20 protein-coding genes are annotated in these 21,789 nt (G+C 61.3%); 9 read left to right on the top strand and 11 right to left on the bottom strand.

Annotated features, from left to right (window positions below; genetic code table 11):
* Positions 1-559 precede the first annotated feature (559 nt).
* A complete protein-coding gene (locus V5A26_RS07695; RefSeq protein WP_332321385.1) occupies positions 560-1,051 on the top strand; it encodes an FKBP-type peptidyl-prolyl cis-trans isomerase in 492 nt (163 codons plus the stop codon).
* A gap of 91 nt (positions 1,052-1,142) precedes the next feature.
* Here the strand turns inward: V5A26_RS07695 and V5A26_RS07690 are convergent, their stop codons facing one another.
* From V5A26_RS07690 to V5A26_RS07675, 4 genes are all read right to left on the bottom strand, one after another.
* Positions 1,143-1,298, bottom strand: a complete 156-nt coding sequence (locus tag V5A26_RS07690) for a DUF7560 family zinc ribbon protein (RefSeq protein ID WP_332321386.1) — start codon at positions 1,296-1,298, stop codon at positions 1,143-1,145.
* Positions 1,299-1,579: 281 nt separating this feature from the next.
* Positions 1,580-2,518, bottom strand: a complete 939-nt coding sequence (locus V5A26_RS07685) for an HFX_2341 family transcriptional regulator (RefSeq protein WP_332322314.1) — start codon at positions 2,516-2,518, stop codon at positions 1,580-1,582.
* Between the two features lies 1 nt (position 2,519).
* On the bottom strand, positions 2,520-4,037 hold the full coding sequence (locus tag V5A26_RS07680) for a sodium:solute symporter family protein (protein WP_332322313.1): 1,518 nt from the start codon (positions 4,035-4,037) through the stop codon (positions 2,520-2,522).
* The gene (locus V5A26_RS07675; RefSeq protein WP_332321389.1) at positions 4,034-4,282 is read right to left on the bottom strand and encodes a DUF3311 domain-containing protein; all 249 of its coding nucleotides are present in this window, start codon (positions 4,280-4,282) and stop codon (positions 4,034-4,036) included. The genes V5A26_RS07680 and V5A26_RS07675 overlap by 4 nt, the downstream gene beginning before the upstream one ends.
* A 496-nt stretch (positions 4,283-4,778) precedes the next feature.
* Between V5A26_RS07675 and V5A26_RS07670 the strand changes: the two genes are divergently transcribed.
* The 6 genes from V5A26_RS07670 (at position 4,779) to V5A26_RS07645 (ending at position 11,726) form a co-directional block, all read left to right on the top strand.
* Entirely contained in the window at positions 4,779-5,507 is a 729-nt protein-coding gene (locus tag V5A26_RS07670; protein WP_332321390.1) for a helix-turn-helix domain-containing protein, read from the top strand.
* A 283-nt stretch (positions 5,508-5,790) separates the two neighbouring features.
* Positions 5,791-5,955: a DUF7560 family zinc ribbon protein gene (locus tag V5A26_RS07665; RefSeq protein ID WP_332321391.1), complete on the top strand. Its 165-nt coding sequence runs from the start codon at positions 5,791-5,793 to the stop codon at positions 5,953-5,955.
* 279 nt (positions 5,956-6,234) lie between these two features.
* Positions 6,235-7,467 (top strand): NrfD/PsrC family molybdoenzyme membrane anchor subunit, encoded by a 1,233-nt coding sequence (nrfD, locus tag V5A26_RS07660; protein ID WP_332321392.1) that lies wholly within the window; start codon positions 6,235-6,237, stop codon positions 7,465-7,467.
* Positions 7,460-8,287 (top strand): 4Fe-4S dicluster domain-containing protein, encoded by an 828-nt coding sequence (locus tag V5A26_RS07655; protein WP_332321393.1) that lies wholly within the window; start codon positions 7,460-7,462, stop codon positions 8,285-8,287. Before nrfD ends, V5A26_RS07655 begins: the two co-directional genes overlap by 8 nt.
* A 4-nt stretch (positions 8,288-8,291) precedes the next feature.
* Positions 8,292-10,967, top strand: a complete 2,676-nt coding sequence (locus tag V5A26_RS07650) for a molybdopterin-dependent oxidoreductase (protein WP_332321394.1) — start codon at positions 8,292-8,294, stop codon at positions 10,965-10,967.
* Between the two features lie 75 nt (positions 10,968-11,042).
* The gene (locus V5A26_RS07645; protein ID WP_332322312.1) at positions 11,043-11,726 is read left to right on the top strand and encodes a TorD/DmsD family molecular chaperone; all 684 of its coding nucleotides are present in this window, start codon (positions 11,043-11,045) and stop codon (positions 11,724-11,726) included.
* Between the two features lie 58 nt (positions 11,727-11,784).
* Here the strand turns inward: V5A26_RS07645 and V5A26_RS07640 are convergent, their stop codons facing one another.
* Positions 11,785-12,306, bottom strand: coding sequence for a hypothetical protein (locus V5A26_RS07640; RefSeq protein ID WP_332321396.1), 522 nt, complete (start codon positions 12,304-12,306; stop codon positions 11,785-11,787).
* Positions 12,307-12,732: 426 nt separating this feature from the next.
* Between V5A26_RS07640 and dnaG the strand changes: the two genes are divergently transcribed.
* A complete protein-coding gene (gene dnaG, locus V5A26_RS07635; protein ID WP_332321397.1) occupies positions 12,733-13,989 on the top strand; it encodes a DNA primase DnaG in 1,257 nt (418 codons plus the stop codon).
* Positions 13,990-14,105: 116 nt separating this feature from the next.
* Here dnaG and V5A26_RS07630 read toward each other — a convergent pair whose 3' ends face one another.
* On the bottom strand, positions 14,106-15,404 hold the full coding sequence (locus V5A26_RS07630; RefSeq protein ID WP_332321398.1) for a DUF92 domain-containing protein: 1,299 nt from the start codon (positions 15,402-15,404) through the stop codon (positions 14,106-14,108).
* Positions 15,405-15,500: 96 nt separating this feature from the next.
* Here V5A26_RS07630 and V5A26_RS07625 point away from each other — a divergent pair, with 96 nt between their 5' ends.
* Entirely contained in the window at positions 15,501-16,109 is a 609-nt protein-coding gene (locus V5A26_RS07625) for an undecaprenyl diphosphate synthase family protein (protein ID WP_332321399.1), read from the top strand.
* Between the two features lie 69 nt (positions 16,110-16,178).
* Here the strand turns inward: V5A26_RS07625 and V5A26_RS07620 are convergent, their stop codons facing one another.
* The 5 genes from V5A26_RS07620 to V5A26_RS07600 all read right to left on the bottom strand — a co-directional run bounded on the left by V5A26_RS07620 (position 16,179) and on the right by V5A26_RS07600 (position 21,784).
* The gene (locus V5A26_RS07620; RefSeq protein ID WP_332321400.1) at positions 16,179-17,255 is read right to left on the bottom strand and encodes a tubulin/FtsZ family protein; all 1,077 of its coding nucleotides are present in this window, start codon (positions 17,253-17,255) and stop codon (positions 16,179-16,181) included.
* 97 nt (positions 17,256-17,352) lie between these two features.
* Positions 17,353-19,476, bottom strand: coding sequence for a type B DNA-directed DNA polymerase (locus tag V5A26_RS07615; RefSeq protein WP_332321401.1), 2,124 nt, complete (start codon positions 19,474-19,476; stop codon positions 17,353-17,355).
* Complete coding sequence (locus V5A26_RS07610; protein WP_332321402.1) at positions 19,477-19,836, bottom strand: hypothetical protein; 360 nt, start codon at positions 19,834-19,836, stop codon at positions 19,477-19,479.
* The gene (locus V5A26_RS07605; protein ID WP_332321403.1) at positions 19,836-20,510 is read right to left on the bottom strand and encodes a hypothetical protein; all 675 of its coding nucleotides are present in this window, start codon (positions 20,508-20,510) and stop codon (positions 19,836-19,838) included. Before V5A26_RS07605 ends, V5A26_RS07610 begins: the two co-directional genes overlap by 1 nt.
* A gap of 230 nt (positions 20,511-20,740) precedes the next feature.
* The gene (locus V5A26_RS07600) at positions 20,741-21,784 is read right to left on the bottom strand and encodes a Cdc6/Cdc18 family protein (protein WP_332321404.1); all 1,044 of its coding nucleotides are present in this window, start codon (positions 21,782-21,784) and stop codon (positions 20,741-20,743) included.
* Between the last annotated feature and the right edge of the window lie 5 nt (positions 21,785-21,789).

The raw sequence follows: 21,789 nt of genomic DNA, 5'->3' as shown, positions 1-21,789 counted from the left end.
TTCAGCCACGACGTGCTGGCTCACGATCTGGCCGCTGGCGCCGCGGTAACCTTGACGCTCGTCGCAACATTTCTCGCGCTTTCGACTCGGATTGACGAACTGAAACGAACAAGTAGCTGATGTATAGCAATTTGAAACCCCGTCCTTCAGGGTGGGCTCCAAGCGATAGGCCCGAACGACCAACCACCGTCTATTGGCTGCCCGTGGTCTCCAAGTCATCGGCGGCGTGTATCAACATCCTACGTTAGGTCTGACCGTGGCTGTCTTTTGCCGTGACTGACGACAAGCCGGCCAATCCACGTGAATTTGCCCGGATGATAGCGGCGACGACGTTCCCGGTTGTCGGAGTGAACTTTGCCAGAGAACTCTCGCCGGGGACCTAAACCCGGTCTGTCGCGGCCGAAGCGGGAGCGGACCTGCAGGAGATACTGCAACAACTCGCGACAGAAGTGCTTCTCTGATCTGTCCGGGAATCGGCTGCACCGGCCGCCGGAGCGTTCGCTTAGACACTCTGTCTGCCGATGCCGTCCCTTATCAGTGTCACAACCCTTGATTACATATGACGATTGATTCCGGCGATTCCGTGACGGTTGCGTACACTGGTCGATTAGACGATGGCGCAGTATTCGACACGTCTCACGAATCGGTAGCGGAAGCAGCCGGTTTGGACGAGACCCAGCCCGAACGTGATTACACACCGCTCACGGTCGAAATTGGTTCAAACGAGGTCATCGAAGGACTCGAAGACGCGCTGCGTGGCATGGACGTTGACGAGACCGAGACTGTGATGATTCCACCCGAGAAGGGCTTTGGCGAATGGACCGAGGAACGGGTTCGGGACTTTGACACCGCCGAATTGACCGAGATGCTTGGTGGAGAGACGCCGGAGGAGGGTGCGTTTATCGAGACCCAGGAAGGCGAACTCGCCGAGATCACCTCTGTGGGCGATAACGTCGTCAAGGTGGATTTCAACCCCCAACTCGCCGGCGAGACACTCGAATTCGAAATCGAAGTGCTTGACGTGACCCCGGCCGAATCGGCTTCGAACTGACAGAGCAGTCTAATTCAACTCCACCCCACGAATTCACTAATCGCAGGGCATGTGGCCGATTTGATGCCGGTGACGCAGGTTTTTGCGAGTATTAGAGCCGTCGGAAATTCAACTCGCTGACCGGCGTTTCACAGATGTAACAGCCCACGTCGAGCATGTCCCTCCGAACTGCGTCATCAACGACTGGCGTCGCCCCACACTGGGGACAGACGAACTGATACATCGTTTCATTTGATTGTGCTTGCATGGTGTGGGATGGAGCGGAGCTGCCGCCTGGTCGGATCTGAGCTCCCGCACTCGCTCTGGCGCTGGAGGAGATGGACAAACCCGTGGGGCTGAATTGTGGAGCTGACACAACGGGCCACCGAGATGGGGTTTGGCATTGATCTGGTTGGGTGGGTTCCGGTCGTGAGACGGCTGCTCTCCCTTCAATATAATTTCGAAACATCCAAATAAGCAGATGTAGACTGTGAAAGGGTTTTTAACTATCAGATGGTTCTCGGTCTCCGTGGCTGCACAGAACGGTCACTACGCCGTCGAGTGGGAGCGCACCCACAGTTCGCCGATTCGGGAGAGGCTGATCCGATAAGACTTCCCCTCGGCCTCACGGTCCACATAGCCGACCCCGCCGGGTCCCAACCGGTCAACATTGTAGATGACTTTCGAACGGAAACTGTCGGTGTACTCCTCGTCAAGTTCGCGTGCCAACGTTTCCGCGAGGTCGCTGATCGAGTCGAATTCCCCGTGGTCGCCAAGGGTGAAGAGGATCAACTCCTCGAAGGGTTTGATATTCGAAAACGGGGCGACTGGCAACTCTTGTACGTGGCTTCCGTCGATCTCTTTTGCGCCGATCGTGGCCCCACGCTCGTCGAATTCCGTGAGGAGGTCCTGGGCGGCGTCCAGCCGTTCGTCGATTGTTTCGGGCTCGATTCGAGGTGTGCCGTCCGCCCCCATCTCAGTCCGGAGTGTTTCGAGGATGTCGATTTGGGTGCGGAGTTCCTCGGCGAGTTCGGTTTCCAGGTACTTCTCCGGGGCCGTGTAGTAGGTGTGGATTCGCTCCCGGTCGGCCTCGTGCTCGACCATGACGGAATGGGCGGCCGTGGCGAAGGCGAAACTCACCGGCCGCGGCATCGATGAGATGTTCACCCAGACCTCGTTGCCCGCATCGAGTTCCGTGGTGATACAATCGAAGGCCAACTCGAAGGCCCCATCGTAATCATAGACATCCTCGACTGTCATCCGCTCGGTCGTCGCGCCCAGCAGGTTTCGGAAATCCGTCTCGAGTTTTCCGGCCAAACGTTCGGAGTACTCCACGTTGCCTTCGCTGCCGACCGCGCCCTGGAGGAGGATCACCCGGTCGACGGAGATCTGATCACGGATCAGCGGTGCGATCAGTCGGTCGTACTCGAACCCGACCGGGACGATATGTGTTTGCTGTTCTGACGGCTCGGCATCGGTTGTCGTCATCTCAATCACCTCCAATTGGTCCATGTTCGGTCCCGGAACGCGCCTGGAACGCTGAGACGGCGACGGTCACGCCGACGCCGACGAGAATGGTATACAGGGAGATTCCCCAGCCGCCGTAGGTCGTCGCGAAGAGCGGAACCCCGCTGATGGTCATTTCGGGGATGAAATTGAAGGCCATGTAGAGGCCTTGCGGGACGAGTAATCCAGCGATCAATCCGGTCCGGGTCGTTCGTCGCCAATACAGGGCGATGAGGACTGGGCCGGTCATTTGGGCAAACCCACCAAAAGCGAGGTCCCCGATATCGACCAACAGCGATCCGACGGTCGCGGCCGCAATCCCGCCACCTTCAGCCCAGATACTCGCACCGAGCGCGAGAACGGCAAAGCTCACCACACCGACCCGTCCGAGCCGGTCTTCGCCACGGTCCGAAAGCTCCCGGTTGACGAAGGGGCGGTAGAGGTCCCGGGTGAAATAGGAAGACCCGGACAGGAGCATCGAATCGGAGGAGGACATCATCGCCGCGATAGCTCCGGCGATGACCAGCGATGCGAACCAGGTGGGCGTGTAAACCTCGAGAATGAGGGGGAGCACACTCTCCCCGGCAGCGACGTTCGCTTCGATTCCGAGCCCGGCGGCCCACGTCCCGAGCAAAAAGGCAGGGACGAAAAGCAGGAGTACGAGAACCGGCCACAGTGCAAAGGACCGCTTCAGAACGGTCTCCGAGTCGGCGGCGAAGAACCGTTGGTTGATCTGCGGGAACATGGTCACCCCGAACGCGATCGAGATTGCGAAGGTGAGCATGAACTGTGGCGTGTAGGCGCCACCGCCGAGTGCGAGGAACTCAGGAGCCGTCTCCTGCAATCCGGCGTTGATGGTTCCGATGCCCCCCTCGACGGCCGAAAGCACCCAGGCCAGTGCCAGCCACACCATCGAGAGCATGAACACGCCCTGGAGGGTGTCCGTCCACGCGATCCCACGCATGCCCGCGAGGGTGACGTAGACAATCATGAATGCCGTGATGAGTGTCGCGCCGGCCCAAAATGGGACGGCCCCTTCAGTAAGCCCAGCGATGGCGGCCCCCGCACCGATCTGCTGGAGCATCACGTACGGGAACAACCAAAAGAGGGAGATCACTGCGACGAGCCCCCGGAGCAGTCGCGAGCCAAAGACATCTCCGAGCAACTCCCCGAGTGTCATGTACCCGGAGCGTTGCCCGAGGAGCCACTGTTTGTACCCGATCACGTACCAGAGGATCGCGAAAATGATCCCGTCCATCAACCCCATCACGAGGATCCACTCCGGTCCCAGCGCGTAGGCGTTGTCAGGGCCGCCAAAGAACGTAAAGGCTGACAGCAAGGTGGCGAACACGGTAAAGAGGAGGACGACCGTGCCAAACGTCCGGCTGGCGAGGTAGAAGTCTTCGGCCGTCCGTTCGGTCACACGATACGCAACGAGTCCGACGAGGAGGGCGATGACCAGGTAGCCCACGATAATACCGAGTTGGAGGGTGACACTCATCGTCGCTGCCCACCGTGCGTATCGAGACCTGCTGCAGCCTCAGATTCCTCCGTTATCCAGAGTCCCCAGGCCTGCCGGGCGAACCTTTGGAACACGACAGCTGACAGTGCCATCCACCCGATATGCCACCACAGCCAGAGCGGGAGTCCGGCGACCACTTGGTCGGATCCCCAGAGGAACCAGGGGATGGCGAATACTACGAGCCCGAGAAAGGTAAGGGCCCAGCCGATCGATCGACGATTCATTGGTGGGAAAACAGGCTTCAATCCATTAATAGTCTGTCGATTCACTTTCGATAGCCACTACTGAAGAAAAATACTCTTCAATTGGGCCACGTTTCGAATTGGAAACTGTTCGATGGGTCCGGCCACGGGGCTGCTTGTGAGGTCTGTTCGGAGTATCTCGGAACGGTCGGACAATCACGCGAAACACACCGGCAGGAAAACACGCCGGTAGCCGAACACGATCACGGAAAAACGAAACCATTCGGCCATGAGTGTCCCAGTTGACACCGGACCGTTTCGTACGCCGATCGGAACGTACATCAAACAGATCCTCGATCGGGCCGGAAATCAACATGTCCGTAACCACAATTTAAGTTTACCCCAAATAATGAGGATCTATGCTGAGCCATTCGAGGGTGCATCTAAAAAATAGCAACAGGACTCACCCTCGAGGAACCTCCGTGTCGCAATTACCGCAACGGTTATCATTTTCTGTGCTCTTAGTTAACTATTACCTATGACCTCCGGACCAGAGGTGTTCTCGGAAGACGCGGATGACATCCGGTCCGACAATGAGGGGTCACTATCGGTAGATCACCGGGAATTGCGGGCGACGTTCGTTATCAAGACGGACGGATTCTGTCCCGCACTCGACGTTCGAGGGGGCAAGGCGGGAGAAATAATACGGATGAAATCGGTGGAGGAGCAGAAATGCGTCTTCGAAATCGCGAGAGAAGATCTCGACGATGCGTGTGATTCCGTCAAAGAAATGAGTGGATCGTGTGATTGTAGCCAGGAACGGAGAGAAGACCTGCCGAATGAGGCCATTTTACGGATCACAAACGATCGGTCAGATAACTGCATCTGTGATGTCTTCCAGCGGTACGGTCTCTACCCGAACATTCGGACGAATGCCAATAATTCCCTACAAATGGAGGTCACCCTTCTGGATCGGGAGCCACTCCCATCGCTGGTCGAGGATCTCAAAACGGTCGCCGAATCCGTCCGGCTCGTTGATCTGACGAGTGCGACACCGAATCACTCGGAGGAAGTCAGCCTCGATCTGAGCGTGCTGACCGATAGCCAGCGAGATTTCTTCCGCCGTTCCGTCGAGGAGGGACTCTTCGAGGACCCGCGGCAGATTACGGTTCGTGAATTGGCCGAAAAACTCGACATCTCGGCCTCGGCCGCCTCCAGGCGGCTCCGACGCATCCAAATGAAGCTTTTCTCGCAGTTCGAACTGTAGGAAATCGCTACCGTATCTTACCGACGGAATGGAGCCCGGTGTGACTGGCTTCGGTTAAAGAACCCCTCAACGTGTTGAGTGCATAGTTTTCCCCCTATCTTGGCAATAGTGAGACAGTGACCAACGCGACAAACGACACCCCCTCCGCGTGGGCCCCTCCGGGTGAACCAGCGAGCGACGGGTTTCTCGAACCCACCGCAGGTCGCCCGTTCCAGTGGAATGGAATCAGGGGTGCAACGGAAGTGAAATACGGTGATTTTCCGGCCCCAAACGGTATCCTCCGATGAGTCGGATGGGGCCGGACCAGCGGAAATATCAGTTCAACTGCCCTCGCTGTGATCTCGTGACCATCGTCGGTGAGGACGTCAGGGAGGATATGCTGGCGGTGGGCTGTTATCTCTGTGGAGCAGACGTCGGAGCCCAGCAGTTCAGCCCGATTCCCTTGTAACCGTTTTCGGCTTCTTCGAATCGATTCCTTGGGGTTCGTCGCGGCAAACGAATGGAAAAGTGGGTACCTATGACCTATTTTTCCGAGAGTGGCATCTTGAGTAACCACCCTGTTTTGGAGCCATTACTTAAACCGGTTCAAATGTACCCCTTCCCACTTACCCCGTTTCCTGTAGAAAATATGTTGTGACGTGATCAGCGTGAGTACAAGACGCTATGCGTGGCGGCGAATGGTCGTACAGTTCTGGAAATCATCTCACGAATCGAAACGGAAGAATCCATGAGCCAATCCTCACAGGCAGAACCGTCGGTCTCCGAGCAGGGCGAATCCCTCCGATATCCGTGGTTTGCAGCTATCGGAATCGGCCTGCTCGTGGGCCTTTACGGCGTGTATCGCATCCTCGCCGACGGACTCGTCGTCCTCGGCATCACCAACCAACTCCCCCTGGGGATCCTGATCTCGACTTACGAGTTCTTCCTGACGATGAGTGCAGGGATCATGATCGGGGTCGTTGCGATGTCACTCGTCTTCGGCGTTGGACGCTTCGAGCTGGTCACGAAGCGGGGGATCCTGCTCTCGTTCGCGACGCTCGCGGCGGGATTACTAACTATCCTCATCGGCCTGGGACGGCCGGACCGGGCGCTCTATCAACCGCTCCTTTCCGGCAACCTCTCCTCGCCCATCTGGTGGGTGATCCTGCTGGCGGCGTCCTTCGCTATCGTGTCCCTCGGACTGCTGTATATCACATACGTCGGCCGGGTCGAATCGGGGGCCGCCAGATCGCTCGGAACCGTCGCGATGCTCCTCGGCGTGGGTGTCGTCGTCGCCGCCGGGTTCATTTTCGGCATGGCCGAGACGCGAAGTTACTACGGCGGTCCGACAGCACCAGTGTATTTCCTCGTGAGCGGCTTGCTCTCCGGCGTCGCAGCGATTACGTTCACGTTGGGCGTCGGTGACCTGACCGGCGTCTCACCGCTTGGCGGGTCCGGTCGGGATTTCGTGACCGAGACGCTCGGCAAATATCTGGGCCTCCTGTTGGGCGCGACCCTGATCGTCGTCCTCGTCAAGGCGGTCTACGGCCTCACGGCGACCAGCGACTCGACGGCGATGGCCTACGAGCACATGCTGCTGGGCTCGTTCGGACCGATTTACTGGATCTTCGGGATCCTGCTCGGCCTCGCTGTTCCGCTCCTCCTGATGGCGGTCGAAGGACTCCGTTCGGCGAAGGGGGTCACCGGGGCCGCTGCCCTCACGCTGATCGGCATGTTCGTCCTCCGGTTCGAATTCGTCGTCGGGGGGCAGATCGCCGCACAGGTTTCCGGCGGCACCAACGAGTACCCGTTCGTCAGTTACGTTCCGTCGATGCCGGAACTCGCACTGGTCGTCTTCGCGTTTGCGGTCGCCGCGTTCGTGTACACGGCCGGCTCGCACGTCCTCCCGTTAGAAACGATGAGCGAATCAGTAGCAACTGACGGTGGCGCCGTCGCCTCGCGAGGTGATGGAGATGAGTGAATCGGAGCAGTGTACCAAAGCGGCGCTCCGGGCGGAAGTAAAGTCGCTTGATCTCGACGGTGACAGTGATGCGGTTGAGTTGGGCATGGTCATCGACAAGCAGCGGTGTGTCGGCTGTGGTGGCTGTAATATCGGCTGTGCCAGGGAGAACAACCTCGACGAGGGGGTGGCGCCGGCGTTCTCCAGCAGCATCATCGAGACCCAGGGAACGTTCCCGGAGGTCGGCTGGGATTACACGCCGACGCTGTGCAATCATTGTGCCGACGCGCCGTGTGTGTCGGGATGTCCGACGACCGCGCTGTACAAGGGCGAAGGCGGCGTGACGATGCACAACCCCGACCGCTGCATCGGCTGCAAGTACTGCATCGTCAACTGCCCGTACGACGAGATTCACTACCTCAAGGAGGATCCACACCAGCGCTGGGACCGCGAGGAGGGCGTCATCGAAGGGGCGACGGCCTCCCCCACGGAAGTCATCGAAGAGACGGATCGGGAGGTCACGCCGTTTTACAACCCGAACCGCGAGGTGGGGGAGCACGAGCACCCCACCCGACACCGCGGAATCGTCGAGAAATGTACCTTCTGCATCCACAGGGTGGCGGAGGGCGAGCTTCCGGCCTGCGTCGAGGCATGCCCTGCAGAGGCACGCATCTTCGGCGACCTCAACGATCCTGACAGCAAGGTCCGGGAGATCCTCGGCAAGTACGACCAGGAAGTGCTGAAAGAAGAGAAAGGTACGAACCCGAAGGTGATGTACGTGAGAGAGTTCAACGGTGACGGTTACGATCCGGGGAAAGGTGAACCCGGGCTGGAGGATTGATACCATGAGCAAACACGATACTGACCAGGACACTTCCGAAACAGGACTATCGATCGACCGTCGCGGTTTCATGAAGGCAGGGGCTGCGGCAGCGGTCGCTGGTGGCGTCGGGCTGAATCTGAGCTCCCTCGCAGGGGCCCAGGATGAGAGTCGCAACCAACTCGTCGAACACACCGGCGAGTGGGTGCCGACGACGTGCGCTGGCTGCACGTCGTGGTGTGCGAGTCAGGTACTCATCAACGATCAGACGGGTAACGCCGTGGACGTACGCGGGAACGAGCACTCGGTAATCCACGGGACACACGACTGTCCCCGGATGACCCTCTCGTTGCAGCAGGTGTACGACCCCGACCGGATCACCCAACCGATGCGGCGGACCAACCCGGAGAAAGGGCGGGACGTCGACCCTGAGTTCGAGCCGATCAGCTGGGACGAGGCCATCTCCGAAATCGCGGACAAGTACATGGAGCTGCGGGAGAACGAGGAAACCCACAAGTTCATGCTGACGCGGGGCCGCTACACCTACCTCCGGCACGTCATCTACGGAACGATGCCGAAGATTCTCGGGTCCCCGAACAACATCTCTCACAGCGCCATCTGTGCCGAGGCGGAGAAATTTGGGCCGTTCTACACGGAGGGGGAGTGGTCCTATCGGCAATACGACGTCGAGAACGCCCGATACGTGTTACTGTGGGGAGCCGATCCGATCGCGACGAACCGACAGGTGTCTCACTACACGAACCGGTGGGGAGACGTCCTTGACCAGGCCGAAGTCGCGGTCGTCGAACCACGTCTCTCCGCGGCGGCCGCCAAGGCTGGTGAGTGGTTGCCGGTCAGTCCAGGCGAGGACGGCGCTCTCGCGACGGCGATAGCCCACGTGATCCTCACGGAGGGGCTGTGGAATCGCGAATTCGTCGGCGACTTCGAGGACGGCCAGAACCGGTTCGTCGAAGGCGAGACGGTCGACGAATCGACCTTCGAGGCAACCGAGAACGTCCACGGCCTGATCGAGTGGTGGAACCTCGAGATCAAGGATCGAACGCCCGAGTGGGCTGAAGAGCGAGCCGAGGTCGACGCCGGCCTGATCAGGAAGGTGGCGAAGCGCTTCGGCGAGGCCGGTCCGAACGCCATCTCCTGGGTCGGCGGTGGCCCGGTGATGCAGACGCGGGGTGGCTACAACAGCATGGCAACCCACGTGCTCAACGGGCTGGTCGGTTCAGTCGGCAACGAGGGCGGAGAGATGTATGGCCTGGACGACGGTACGGCCGGGCTGCCGGGCCCCGATGAATACATCGACGATATTGCCCAGCAAGGCATCGACTATCCAAAGAAACACGGATCGGGCGACAAGATCGATCAGCGTGGCTCGAAAGAGTTCCCCTCTTTGAAAGGGGGGAAGTCGGGCGGTGGCGTCGTGACGAACAACGCCGCCGACGGCATCCTCGAGGAGGACCCGATGGAGATCGAGATGCTGATCGCCTACTGGAACAACTTCGCGTTCTCCAATCCCGAGCCGCAGCGATGGGAAGAGGCCCTCTCGAAGATTCCCTTCATGGTCTCGATCGAGACACACGCGAGCGAGACCGCGCACTTCGCGGACATCGTGCTTCCGGGGACCCACCACATGTACGAGCGGTGGGGACAGCTCAAGTCGATGGCTGCCCGTCGGCAGCAGACGAGCCTCTTGCAGCCCGTGCTCGCTGACGATCCGAACGACCCCGAGAGCGTCCTCGAGGGTCGTCTCTGGCAGAGCAAAGCCTCCGAGACGGAGGTCCCGTACATGATCGCAGACGAACTGGCCGAACGTGGGTTCACCAACTTGCTCGATTTCTTCGAGAACGAGTTCGAGGATCCCGAAACGGGTCTCTCACCGAGTGACGAGTACGACGACCGCGAGCTCCGCGCCCAGGCGTTCTCCCGGAACACGCTCAAAAAGCGCATGCGTCCGATCTGGGACCCGGATGTCGACGGGCCGCCGGGGGACGAGTTCGACGGCTGGGAGGACTTCCGCACGACGGGCGTGTGGAACTCCGAGGAGTGGGAGTTCGGCCATCGATGGCCGGAAAACGGGGGCGAATTCGCAACCGAAACCGGCAAGTTCGAGTTCTACAGCGAGACCCTCAAGAAAGCCCTCGAAGGTCACGCTGACCGCCACGACACGGACGTCGACGACATCCTCGAAACCTGCAAGTACCAGGCCCGGGGCGAAGAGGGCTTCATCCCCCACTACGAGGAGCCTTACGTTTCCGGCGAAGACGACTACGAGTTCCAGCTCGTGGAGCACAAAGCCCGGCTCAACCGCGAGGGTCGCTCCGCGAACTGCACGTGGTACTACGACAACAAGGAGGTCGACCCCGGCGACGTCAAAGACGAAGACGTCCTCAAGATCAACCCCATCGACGCCGACCGGCTCGGCCTCGAGGACGGCGACAAGGTGGAGATCGATTCGCCGGCCGGGACCATCGAATCCACGATTACACGATGGGAAGGTACGAAGCCGGGCACCGTCGTGAAAACCTACGGAGCAGGCCACTGGGCCTACGGCGAGGTTGCTTCCGAGGAGTTCGGGAAGGAGCCACGCGGCGGCCATGTCAACCGCCTGCACCCGGCCGAGTACGATCGATTGAGTGGAAGCTCAGTCACCTACGGGGATGTCAAGGTAGACTTGAAGAAGCTGTAAGCTGGGTGTCACCACTCGTTTCGCGGAGGGATCGGGTCACCACAACGATATTGCCGTCGAACATAAAACAGTCATATGAACGATTCGACCATCGACGAGGACCATCTCGGTACTGAACGCCGCCGGGGGAATACGTACAAGCTTCTGGCCGAGTTGTTACGCCAGCCGGACGAGGAGGTCTTGGGCCTTCTCGAAGAGACCGAAGAAACGGAATTGGCCGTCGATCCAGCCGCACTGCGTGCGGTCGAGACCGATCTCCAGACGATGCGGGTCGATCACGCCAAGTTGTTCGTCGGGCCGTACGAACTTCAGGCACCACCATACGAATCGGCCTACCTCCACGACGACGGCCGGGTAGCCACTGAGACCACGAACACCGTGCAGACGACTTTCCTCCAGGAAGGGTTCGATATCGATATGGACGAACCGGCCGATCACGTGGTTGCCGAGCTGGAGTTCATGTACGTGTTGGTCCTCCGGGAAGTGGAGGCCCTCGCTTCCGGAAACGAGGCCGAGGCGGTCTCCTATATCGAAAAACAGGACGAGTTTTTCTCCGTCCACCTGGACCAGTGGATCGACGAATTCGCCGCGAAGGTCAGGCAGAACGCGGAAACCGATTTCTACGAGCAGCTGGGAGCTGCACTGAAACGGTTCGTTGGCCAGGAGAGACCGGTTCTCTCGGGACGCATCGCGCGCCTCGAAAATGGGGAGTCGCTACCGTCTGTGCTTTCCAATCCTCCCCTCGCAACCGACGAGTAGCACAACCTGTCAGCTGACCGGATTTTGCGGTAGAATCTCGCGGCGCCCGTTCCTCGAATCAGTCGAAGGTGAGTAACCCGATGTCCTCGGCATCTAGTTCGGGGGGTAGCGAAGCGATTCGCGTCTTGGAATCCTCGATAAGAGCCTCCGCAAGGAGAACCTTCCCCGATTCTGGATCGATTCGGGCGTCAGTCTCCTCTGTGGGGCAGGGTTGGGCGTCTCGGAGACGGCCCCATTCCTGCCCGGAGCTGTTGACGAGCACGTAGTACACACAGGCATCCCTCATAGCCGATACCGCTCCGTCGACAGTGGTTATCACCGGGTGGGACCCCTCCTCTGGATCGACGGATTCGTGCCCGTCCGCGGGCTGCTCGCTCTCCGCGACCAGTGGGACGAGCTCGGCTCCGATCGAATTGAAGGCGGTGTACCTGACTTGTTCGACCGCCGTCTCGCTTTCGAACGCCGCTTCGTCGGCCCATTCGATCCGTTGCAGCCCGCCTTTGGTCAGGACGCCGCCATACGCGAATCGGCCCGACCGAAGTGTCTTTTCGAGTTCGGTGTGATCGCCTTCGGTACCCATCGATCCTGGGTTGGGTCCGATGCCGTAACACCGTTTCCCTCCAGAGTCACCGCACGGAAACACGCTTCCGTGCCATCGGCTCGTTTGTTGACCGGTTCGATATTTTTCATGAATCGTGATCCCCGGACCGTCAGTACCTTCGGGGTGAGTACCCGGTGAACCGTGACACTGTTGACATGTTCTTCGTAATCGGCGGTCCGGGGATTCTCGGCACGTCCATCGACGAGGCCGTTCGGCGGGCGGCTCTCTTGGTCGCCTGCGACCGCTTTGAAACGGCCCGTTGTGCCTGCTGTGAAACAGTCGGTTGCGACTGATATGGGACGAGTCGAACGGGACCCTTTCGAGCGGGCACTGGAGGGATAGAAACCGAGTTGGTGCGACGACAGCTATTAAAGCGGCCCATTCGTTTTTTCACCTGACACGATTATGGAGGACACGGCAAAATATCTCATCCATGCGGACTTCGTTGCAGACGGCGTCATCGAGCGGAGCGATGTCGTCGGGGCGGTCTTCGGCCAGACGGAGGGACTGCTCGGTGACGAACTCGAACTCCGTGACCTTCAGGAGTCCTCGAAACTCGGCCGGATCGACGTCGAAGTGACAAGTACCGGGGGCCAATCACAGGGGACGATCACGATCGCGAGCAGTCTGGACCGAGTCGAGACGGCGACCCTGGCCGCCGCACTCGAAGCCATCGAGCGGATCGGTCCGAGTCAGGCCTCAGTCGAGATTCAGCGAATCGAAGATGTGAGAGCAGCCAAACGTCGAGAGGTCGTCGAGCGGGCGAAGGAACTGCTCGCGACGGCCTTCGACGAACAGGTGATGGACAGTCGAGCGATTCTGGAGGAGGTCCGGGAGTCGATTCGGGTGGAGGACATCATCGAGTACGAGGGGCTTCCGGCCGGGCCGCGAGTCGAGGCGAGTGACGCGGTCATCGTAGTCGAAGGCCGGGCTGACGTTCGCAACCTGTTGCGGTATGGCATCAAAAACGCCATCGCAGTCGAGGGGACCGACGTTCCGGAACCGGTCGCTGAACTCACAGTGGACCGGACCGCGACGGCCTTCCTGGACGGTGACCGAGGTGGGGAACTCATCCGGGAGGAACTCATGCAGGTCGGAGACCTGGATTACGTGGCCCTGTCTCCGCCGGATCGGTCTGTCGAGGACCTCTCCCGTCACGAAGTCCACACGGCCCTGCAGGAGAAAATCCCCGTCGAGGCGCTGGAGGTAAGGCCATCGGAGGAGGCAGGAGACAGTCCGGCCGAGACGCTTCGAGGCTCGACACAGACAAGGGATAACGCTGAAGCGGTGGCGATGTCCGCTGAAGCGGGGTCAGTTGCTGAAGTACCGAGCGGGGACACATCGGAGCGGGTGGAGGAGACGGCTGAACAAACGGAGGCGGAGACACTCGCGGATCACGTCAGCAGGGTCGCCGGGACCGACACAATTCGGATTCTCGACGACCAATTCGAGACCCTCGGGACGGGTGACGCCTCGGACGCCCAGTCCCTGGTCGAAGAGGCGGGGACCACCGCAGCAACGGTCATCATGGACGGGACAGTCAATCAGAAGTCCCTCGATGCGGCCGCCGAACGCGGTATTTCGAGGGTGTACGCGACAGACCAGGGCGATATCGTGAAGCAACCGGCAACCGTCCGGATCCGCTCGCTCGACGAGTTTTGAGGACGAACAGGCCCAGACGACCAGCGAGAGCGGGAATTTGTTGATGACAAGCGAAACAGGGACTTAGTGGACGAACAGCGAACGCGAGACGTAGCGGACGAACAGTAAACGCGGGCTTAGAAAACGAACAGCGAGAGTGCCGCGCCAGCGAGCCCACCCGCGCTCGTCGCGAGGAAATTGACGGCCTGGTTGCCGATGTATTGCCCCTCGATCGTCGCGCCGGCGACGCTGTCGACGGTCATGCCGATCAACCCTGCGAGGATCACGATCGCGACGCTGACCCAGGAGAGCGGGAGGACAACAACGGTCAGCAACGCGATGATTGCCGCCCCAGCGATACCCGCCAGTTCACCCTGCCAGGTTATTGCGCCGTCAGTGCCCGGCTCGACCGGCTCGAAGGAGGTGAGGAGCCGTGGATCGTCGTACAATCCGCCGATCTCGCTGGATAGGGTATCGGCAAGCGCGGTCCCGACACTGCCTGCGAAGGCGTAGACGAAGACGATTTCGGGGACCGGCAGCCGTGCATGGGCGGCAAAGAGGAGCAACGCGACGAGTGCGGCGAGGGAATTCCCGAGCACGTTTCCGGTTCCCCGTGCGCCCTCGTTGGGTTCGGCTACGCCGCGGCTGACCTTTTCCTCGTAGTGGTACTTCGTCGAGAGGCCCCCGATCCCGAAGAAGGCGATCAGCACGACGAACCAGCCGTATCCCCCGAGTACGACCGCCAAAAGCGAGAGGAACACCCCGGTGAGCATCCCGGGTATCGAGGCGGTTTCGAGTGCGATCGAAAGCGAACCGAAGAGCAGCGATACACCGATCGCGACGAGCACCGGGGTCCAGCTGACCGCGATGGCGAGATCGGCGAGCAGCCAGAGCAGGAGCCCCATAAATCCCAGCACCAACGGGTCGTTTCGAGCGTACAGCACCGAGCGCAGCAAGCCGCCGAGGAAGGCACCACTGGCGGCGATGAATACGATGGACGGGGTCAGTGCCGGTGTTCCGATGAGGAAAGCCAACAGAAGTTGCCCAAGAATTCCCGCCGCGCCACCGACAAAGACGAACCCCGCAGTCGACGGAACCGGATCGGAGCGAACACGTTCAATGGCCCGACGACCCAAATCCCCGAACCCGACCGTGAGCATGGTGGTCACATACACGGATGCTGGGAGCGCGACTGCAGGAATCAACGCTGCGAGGGCCGCGGCGCTGAGGGCAAACGAGATGAGGGTTCGCAACCGACCGTCCTGTTCGTCGACCGCCGTCGAGAGCGCTTCGAAGATGGCTCCGTCTGTGATCGTTGTACCCACGACAGCGACTGCGAGGAAGAGTGCAACTGTCCCCCACACCGAAAACGCGACGAACAGGGACACCACCGAAAGTGCCGCGAACGTCGCTGGTCTAGTGAGTGGACGAGTCACGCGTTCTCGGGATTTTCGGTGGGGCTTACTTAAGTACCTCGAACCGCCCCTATTTCGATCCAGACCCGTTTAGTGGCCGGACACCCAATCCCGGTTGTGGCCCTGTACGACCGGTACCTCGGATTGCGGGTTCGGCTGACCCCAGGGGAACCACCGTCCCATGTTGCGCTTGTTATCACTGAACGGGACCTCCTCGAACGCGGGGCGTACGGCAACCTCGAGCGCTTTGTCGACCTGGCATTCGACGTCGGCGCACAACGAGTGACTGTCTATGTGAGCGTGCTCGACGAGGCGGTGCTGGAAACCGTTCAACGGTCGGTGGAATCCTTGGAATTCCCCCGGGACGTCGCCATTCGGGACCCCCGAACTCCCGAACCCGGTGTTGCCCCGATTCAGATCAATCTCGGATTGGGCGGGAAAGAGGAGTTCGCCTCGGCCGTTCGATCGATCGCCGAGGCCGTCGAGCAAGGCGACCTGGACCCCTCTGAGATCACCGAAACGGACATCGAAACGCGGTTGGTCTTCGCGGATGAGCCCGATCTGGTAATCAAGACTGGAGAGGAGCGCCTTTCGGACTTCATGATCTGGCAGTCGGTGTACTCCGAACTCTACTTCACCGACGTCAACTGGCGGGACTTTCGAGACCGGGAGTTCCTTCGGGCAGTGCTCGAGTACAAACAGCGGACCCGCCGGTTCGGCCAGTGAGTTTCACCGGTTCAGCCAGTCAGATCCACCGGTTTGGCCAGTGAGATTCGTCGGACGGGCAGTGAGCTGCTAGAACAGGTCGTCCAGTTCGTCGGTTTCGAAGGCTGTTTTCCGTTCTGGGCCGGTGTCCACGTCCTCGGCTGCCTCAATGGCCCGGTCCATGAAGCTTTCCAGGCGTGGGGACCCGGCTATCCCCGACAGGAGTACAATGACGGCGATCCGCTCGCCCGGAACCGGGAAATCGCCCCCTCTGACTTCCATACTTCCGGTCTCCGATTCGACCCACTTTCGTGCTTTCTCGACTCCTTTCCGCGAAAGTCGCTCCGGATCGCCAGCGACGATCACGAGTGCGGCTTCGGCGGTCGTCGTTTCAGGGATACTCATGTCGGTCAACAGCGCTCGCCTGGCGGTACTTGTGATGACGTTGACATTCTCGCCCGGGTCCGGGGAGGCATCCGCAGCGGCGTAGCCGATAGCGGCCATCTGGCCGGGTCGAAGGGTGTTGAGTACCTCGCTCGAATCCACGACCGATTCGCCGACTCCTTCGACAGCCTCGCCGGCCGCGAGCAGGAGAATGAGTCGCTGGGCGATCCGCTCGTTGATGGCCGCAAACGACTCCGCTACCGACTCCCCGGTCTGTCTCCAGGCGTCGTTTTCGAGGAGAATGACCGAATCGGTCTCCCTGGCGACGGTCTGGAGCGATTGGCCGGCGTTTTTCTGGTAGATCGCGCCTTCGTCCCGGCCCGGGAGGATTCCGAGCCCGTAGACCGGTTTGTCGTAGAGTCGCCGCAGTTCCTTTGCGAGTACCGGCATGCCACCGCTTCCTGTTCCGCCACCGAGTCCGGCGATGAGCAGGATGGCCTCCGTTTCCGGATGGACGATCCCGTCAAGTCCAGTCAGGACCTCGCCGACGTCGGCTTGCATGATGGAGGCGCCAAGTTCGTTGTCCGCGCCGACGCCGTGGCCGCTGACTCGGTCCTCCCCGATGAGCATCGTTTCGACGTCGAGGCCCTGGAGGTCGGACCGCGCCGTGTTCACAGCCAGGACGCCACGGACGGCGTCGTATCCGGCCTCGTGGTCGGCGTCCCGGATCGCTTCTGCGACCCGGCCGCCGGCTTGCCCGAGACCGATCAGGGCGGCTTTCATACCAGGTTTAACGGGGCTCTGAGACAAGAACGTTGGGTACCATCAGTTCCGTTCTGAAACGTCTCTTTCGATCGTGGAGGACAGTCACCCCGTCGGCTCAGGGACTGGCACTCCAGCCTGTCACGGTGGTGGGTGCAGTCGCCTCGAGAGAATCACGAATGTCGCTCTCGCGCACATCAAGGGGTGACAGCACTGCTGCCGCGGCCCGGATCGCCCGGTCCCGGTAGAACGCGGTGTCGTAGTCCTCGATCGGTTCGTGTTCTAATCGGACACGATCCCGCGAGGATTTCGTGTCGTCGACCACGACGTACGCAACGTCCTGGCCGGGATGGGTTTCGATCCCCTGCGCCTGTGACCGTTTGAGTGCGGCCACGTTTCGAGTGGACTGGGTGTAGGCCGCCAGGGATTTCGAGACGCGATTCCTGATCAGAAGTCGAGTGGGATCGACGGCGCCACGGTTCAGTTCCTCGAGCCACTCGCGAAGCGTTCGCAGGACTGGTTCCGGCGCCCGGTGTTCGTCAAGCGTCTCGAGGAGCGCTCGCTGGAGGGCAGCGACCCAGTTGCTCGTCGAGCGCTGTCGGAGTTCGATCCCCCGGACTTTGAAGGGGCCTTCGCCCGGCTCGGGATCACGCAACCGGCCGAAATACTTGGTCAATGCGCCTTTCTCGGCGTCTTTCATCGGGACGAAGGCGACCCAGTCGTAGGCGGCTTCGTACTCCAAGTCGATGTCGGTCTCCCGGGAAACCTCGGCGGCGATCTCCCGGAGCGGTGTCTGTGTCGTGTCCGCTCGGGGGCTCACCCAGATGGAGTCGACGATCCCGTGCAGGACGCGATAGCCGCCCGCTTCGAGGTGGTCTTTGGCCGTAAGCAGCAATTGCCGGGCGTAGGCGTTGATGGCCTCGTGGGCCTCGATCCGGCCGAACTTCGCGTTCGAAAAGCCCTGGTAGCCAAAACAGGAGACGAGGATCCACTTGATCGCCTCCGACCGGCCCTGCAGTTCCGCGCGGCGCTCGGGGTCCTCGGCCGCTGCCAATTTCGACTTGATGGCCTCCCGGTCCTCGATCAGCGGTTCGAGGACGTCGGGGAGATAGCCCCGCTCGAGACAGATATCGTATCCTAGTCCCGGAACCGTCTTCGACTCCGGACAGTCACCCCGGATCGTCTCCGGGGAGATGTTGCGGGTGACGATGATGTTGGGGTACATCGAGGCAAAATCGAGTTCGTGGACATCCTCGTGCAGGCCGACCTCGGGTGAGAAGGTGGTTCCGCCCCGGTCGGCTGCGTGCAGTTGGCCCATCGTTTTGAACTGCTCGTGGCGCCACGAGCGCCAGGGAACCAACACGTTGCGGCGGCGGGCTTCCCGGATCTGGATCGCGGTGAGGACGTTCCCGATGGAGGCCCACCCGAGTTCCTGCAGCGGTTTCCGGGATCGCTCGACCAGGTCCAGGACCCCCTCGAGGTTCGTCTGGCTGTAGAAGAACGTGTTCGACCGGTCGATGATGGCCCGACCGGGAGCCGCATACCGGGCCGGCGAGTGGCCCACTTGCCCGTAACTCTCGTAGGTAGATTGGCCGGCGAGTTGCTGATAGCCCGGTTCCCGCCCGACCGAAACCGGGTCCCGGTCGTTGGCGGCGGCCAGTTCGAACAGCTGTGGGATCACCGCAGCACTCGACACCACCAGTACGTCCGGGTCGAGGGCGTGGATCCGGTCCAACACGGTATCGAGGACTGCGAGCCGGTCGCCGCTGACGGTCTGTCCACCGATGGTGACGGTCTCGAATCCCGCCGGACCGCTCAACTCGGTCGCGGGCACGTCGATCGGGAGGGTTTCGAGGTCTCGGTCCGGGACCGGTGAGCAGCCCGTTTCGAGACAGTAGCGGAACTGCCGCGAGAAGTCGACGTTGTAGAGTCGCAGGGTCCCGGGTCGGTCCATGTTTGCGATTTGTGGGGCAAGCGCGTCGACTGCGTCGATGTGACTCACCTCGACCCTGAGGACGTTTGTCTCTTCGTGGCGCCATCCCGGTCGCTTCGACGTGACGGCGACATCGGCCACGTTCGGATGGGCGGCGATATCGTCGCGCACGTCGGCGATGGTCTCCCAGTCCTCGCTTCCGACGTAGATGGTCGGGTGGTAGTCGGCGTCGATGGTGGCCGTCGCGCCGTCCGGCGTGGTCGTCCACCGGCGAACGCCCCCGTCTTCCAGAAAGTCAAACGTGTACATCTATTCGGTCGGGTCGGCTTCGGCCGGCCCGGTCGTGGTGGTATCCGTCTCCTCAGATTCGGCCGTTTCGGTCACCGCAGCGTTGGTCTCCGCGGTTTCATCCACTCGTGTTTCGAGTGCGTCGATCCGTTCTGCGAGGGTCTCGATCGTCCGTTCTTGCTCCAGACAGACCGAGAGGAGGACGGCGTCCATGGGATCTGGCGGGTTCTGAAACCCACTCGCGTCCGCGTGGCCGCGAGCATGTTCCCAGAGCCGGTCGAACGGCTCGCGGTCCCGTCGTCGGAGGGTATGGCGGTAGCCGCTCCAGCGTTCTTCGAGGGACCTGAGCCGGTCGCGATATGTCGGGTTGGTGCGCCCCATCAGTGGCTCACCCGGGTTGTCGGCTGGTTGGTCGTCCCCTCCTCGTGCAGCGCCTGTCGGGCACCGAGTATCCGGGCCCAGTAGGTCAGGGTGGTTTGCATGGTCGGGCCGTTTTCGGCATACACCAGCGTTTCGAAGTCCGAGCCTCGGAAGCGGGGGCCGAAGGTCGTTTGCTCGACTTCGATGACTCCGTCCGCGAGGCGCGCAACCGGGTCGCTGAAGTCGTCCGCGGTGGTCCGAGTCGTGAGGACCGGCAGCCCGCTGTCACGCGCGTATCGGGCCAACCGGGAGAGACTCTGCAACAACAGTGTCTGTGGCTCGGCACCCCGGATATCGTCAGCGCGGTAGAGCGCGTCGACGGCCGGGGCGACGACCAGGCTGGTGTCGTCGTCGATCGGTTCGACTGCGTCCTGAACGAGTGCCTGGTGCTGGTAGGCCGTGAACCCCCGAGCGATGTGCACCCGGTCCAGAACCCGAGTAGAGGGGGCGACGTCGGCCAGGTGCATTGAGGTCCCGTAGCCGTTCGCGTCGATCCAGACGGCGTGTCCGCCTTCGAGGAGCAGGTGATCGAGTACCAGCGCGTGCAAAGGTCCGACCGCTCGCTGGGATGTCTCGAGGAGGTGGACCCCCTCGGTCAACTGGGGCAGTTCGGGGACGGATCGTGTGTCGTGCATACTGGTGGAGTGGGCTTCTGGCAAGAAAAGTCGGGTATGGACCCTTCCGACCCTTCCGGACCGGCCGGTGCTGAGTCGGTCGATCCCTCTTCAGCGCCTATCGGTGCGGTTTGCGGTCGTCTGAGCCGATCGGTTGATTCGGCCGGGTCGCTTCCGGACCTGCTTCCGGACCGGGGAGATTGTCGTTGCTTGAACCGCTCAGAAGTATCGGCATACGGACTCCGCAGTCTTCACTCCGGCTGCGGGGCGTCTTCGACGAGTTGGTATTTACGGCTCTGGGCCGCACCCGTGGCTGTGAGGAGGTCGTACTGGGCGAGTTTCCGGACGTACTTCCGGACCGTTCGCTGGGACCGCGGATCGGCCATTTGCTCGCGATAGTGCGCGTAGATCGCCCGCGGACTGAGTGGCCCGGCCGCCGCGACGAGTTCGTAGATCTCCCGTTGGTGGTCGTTTAACCGTTTGAGGGTCTCTTTGCGGACGTCCTGGCTAGCGCTCGCGACCGCGGTGGTAACGTGGTCGGACTCGATCCGCTCCGCGCCGTCCTCGACGGCCTGCTGGGCGGCCCCTTCGAGGGCGGCGATGGCGTCGCGGGCGTTCCCGTTTGCGGCCCGAGCGATGTCTCCGAGCAGGTCCGTCTCGATCACGCCCGGCTGCAGGCCGTGGCGGGCCCGCTGTTCGAGGATTGGGGTGAGTTCTCCGGCCGTGTAGGGGTCGAACTCGACGTCGATGAAGGTGCGGAGTCGCGATTGGATCCGTTCGTCGAGACCGACGAGCACGTCGGATTTCGTGTTGGCTGTGACGACGACCGCGAGAGAAGGCTCCTCGTAGAGGTCATAGATCACCTCCGGCTCGTCGAGCTGATCGGCCTCGTCGAGCACGACGACGGTGGGTGCATCGACCGTCCGAAGCGTGTCCTGGAGGGCCGACGCGGCGTGGTCATGAGTCGTCACCGCCCGCCCCTTGATCTCCTCGACGATCCGGTAGAGCACTCGATACCGGGAGTGATTCGACCAGCAGTTGACGGTGGCGGTGTGCAGTTCGCCGGTGTGGCCCTGCAACCGTCCCAGGAGATGCTGGCTACTACTCGTTTTGCCCGTGCCGGTGGGGCCGGAGAGGAAGAGCCCGGAGGCCGGCTCGTGTTCCAGGATCGGTTCGAGCGCCGTCGCCATCGTGTCGAGTTCCCCGTCGCGGGAGTGGAAATCCGCAGGGACCCAATCGGCGCTGAAGACCGCTGCGTTCGTGAAGATCGCGCCTCGATGGGACCGACGCAACATGAATC

It is taken from the genome of Halodesulfurarchaeum sp., assembly GCF_036626455.1.
Taxonomy (GTDB): Archaea; Halobacteriota; Halobacteria; order Halobacteriales; family Halobacteriaceae; genus Halodesulfurarchaeum.
This window is presented reverse-complemented; position numbering and strand designations above follow the sequence as displayed.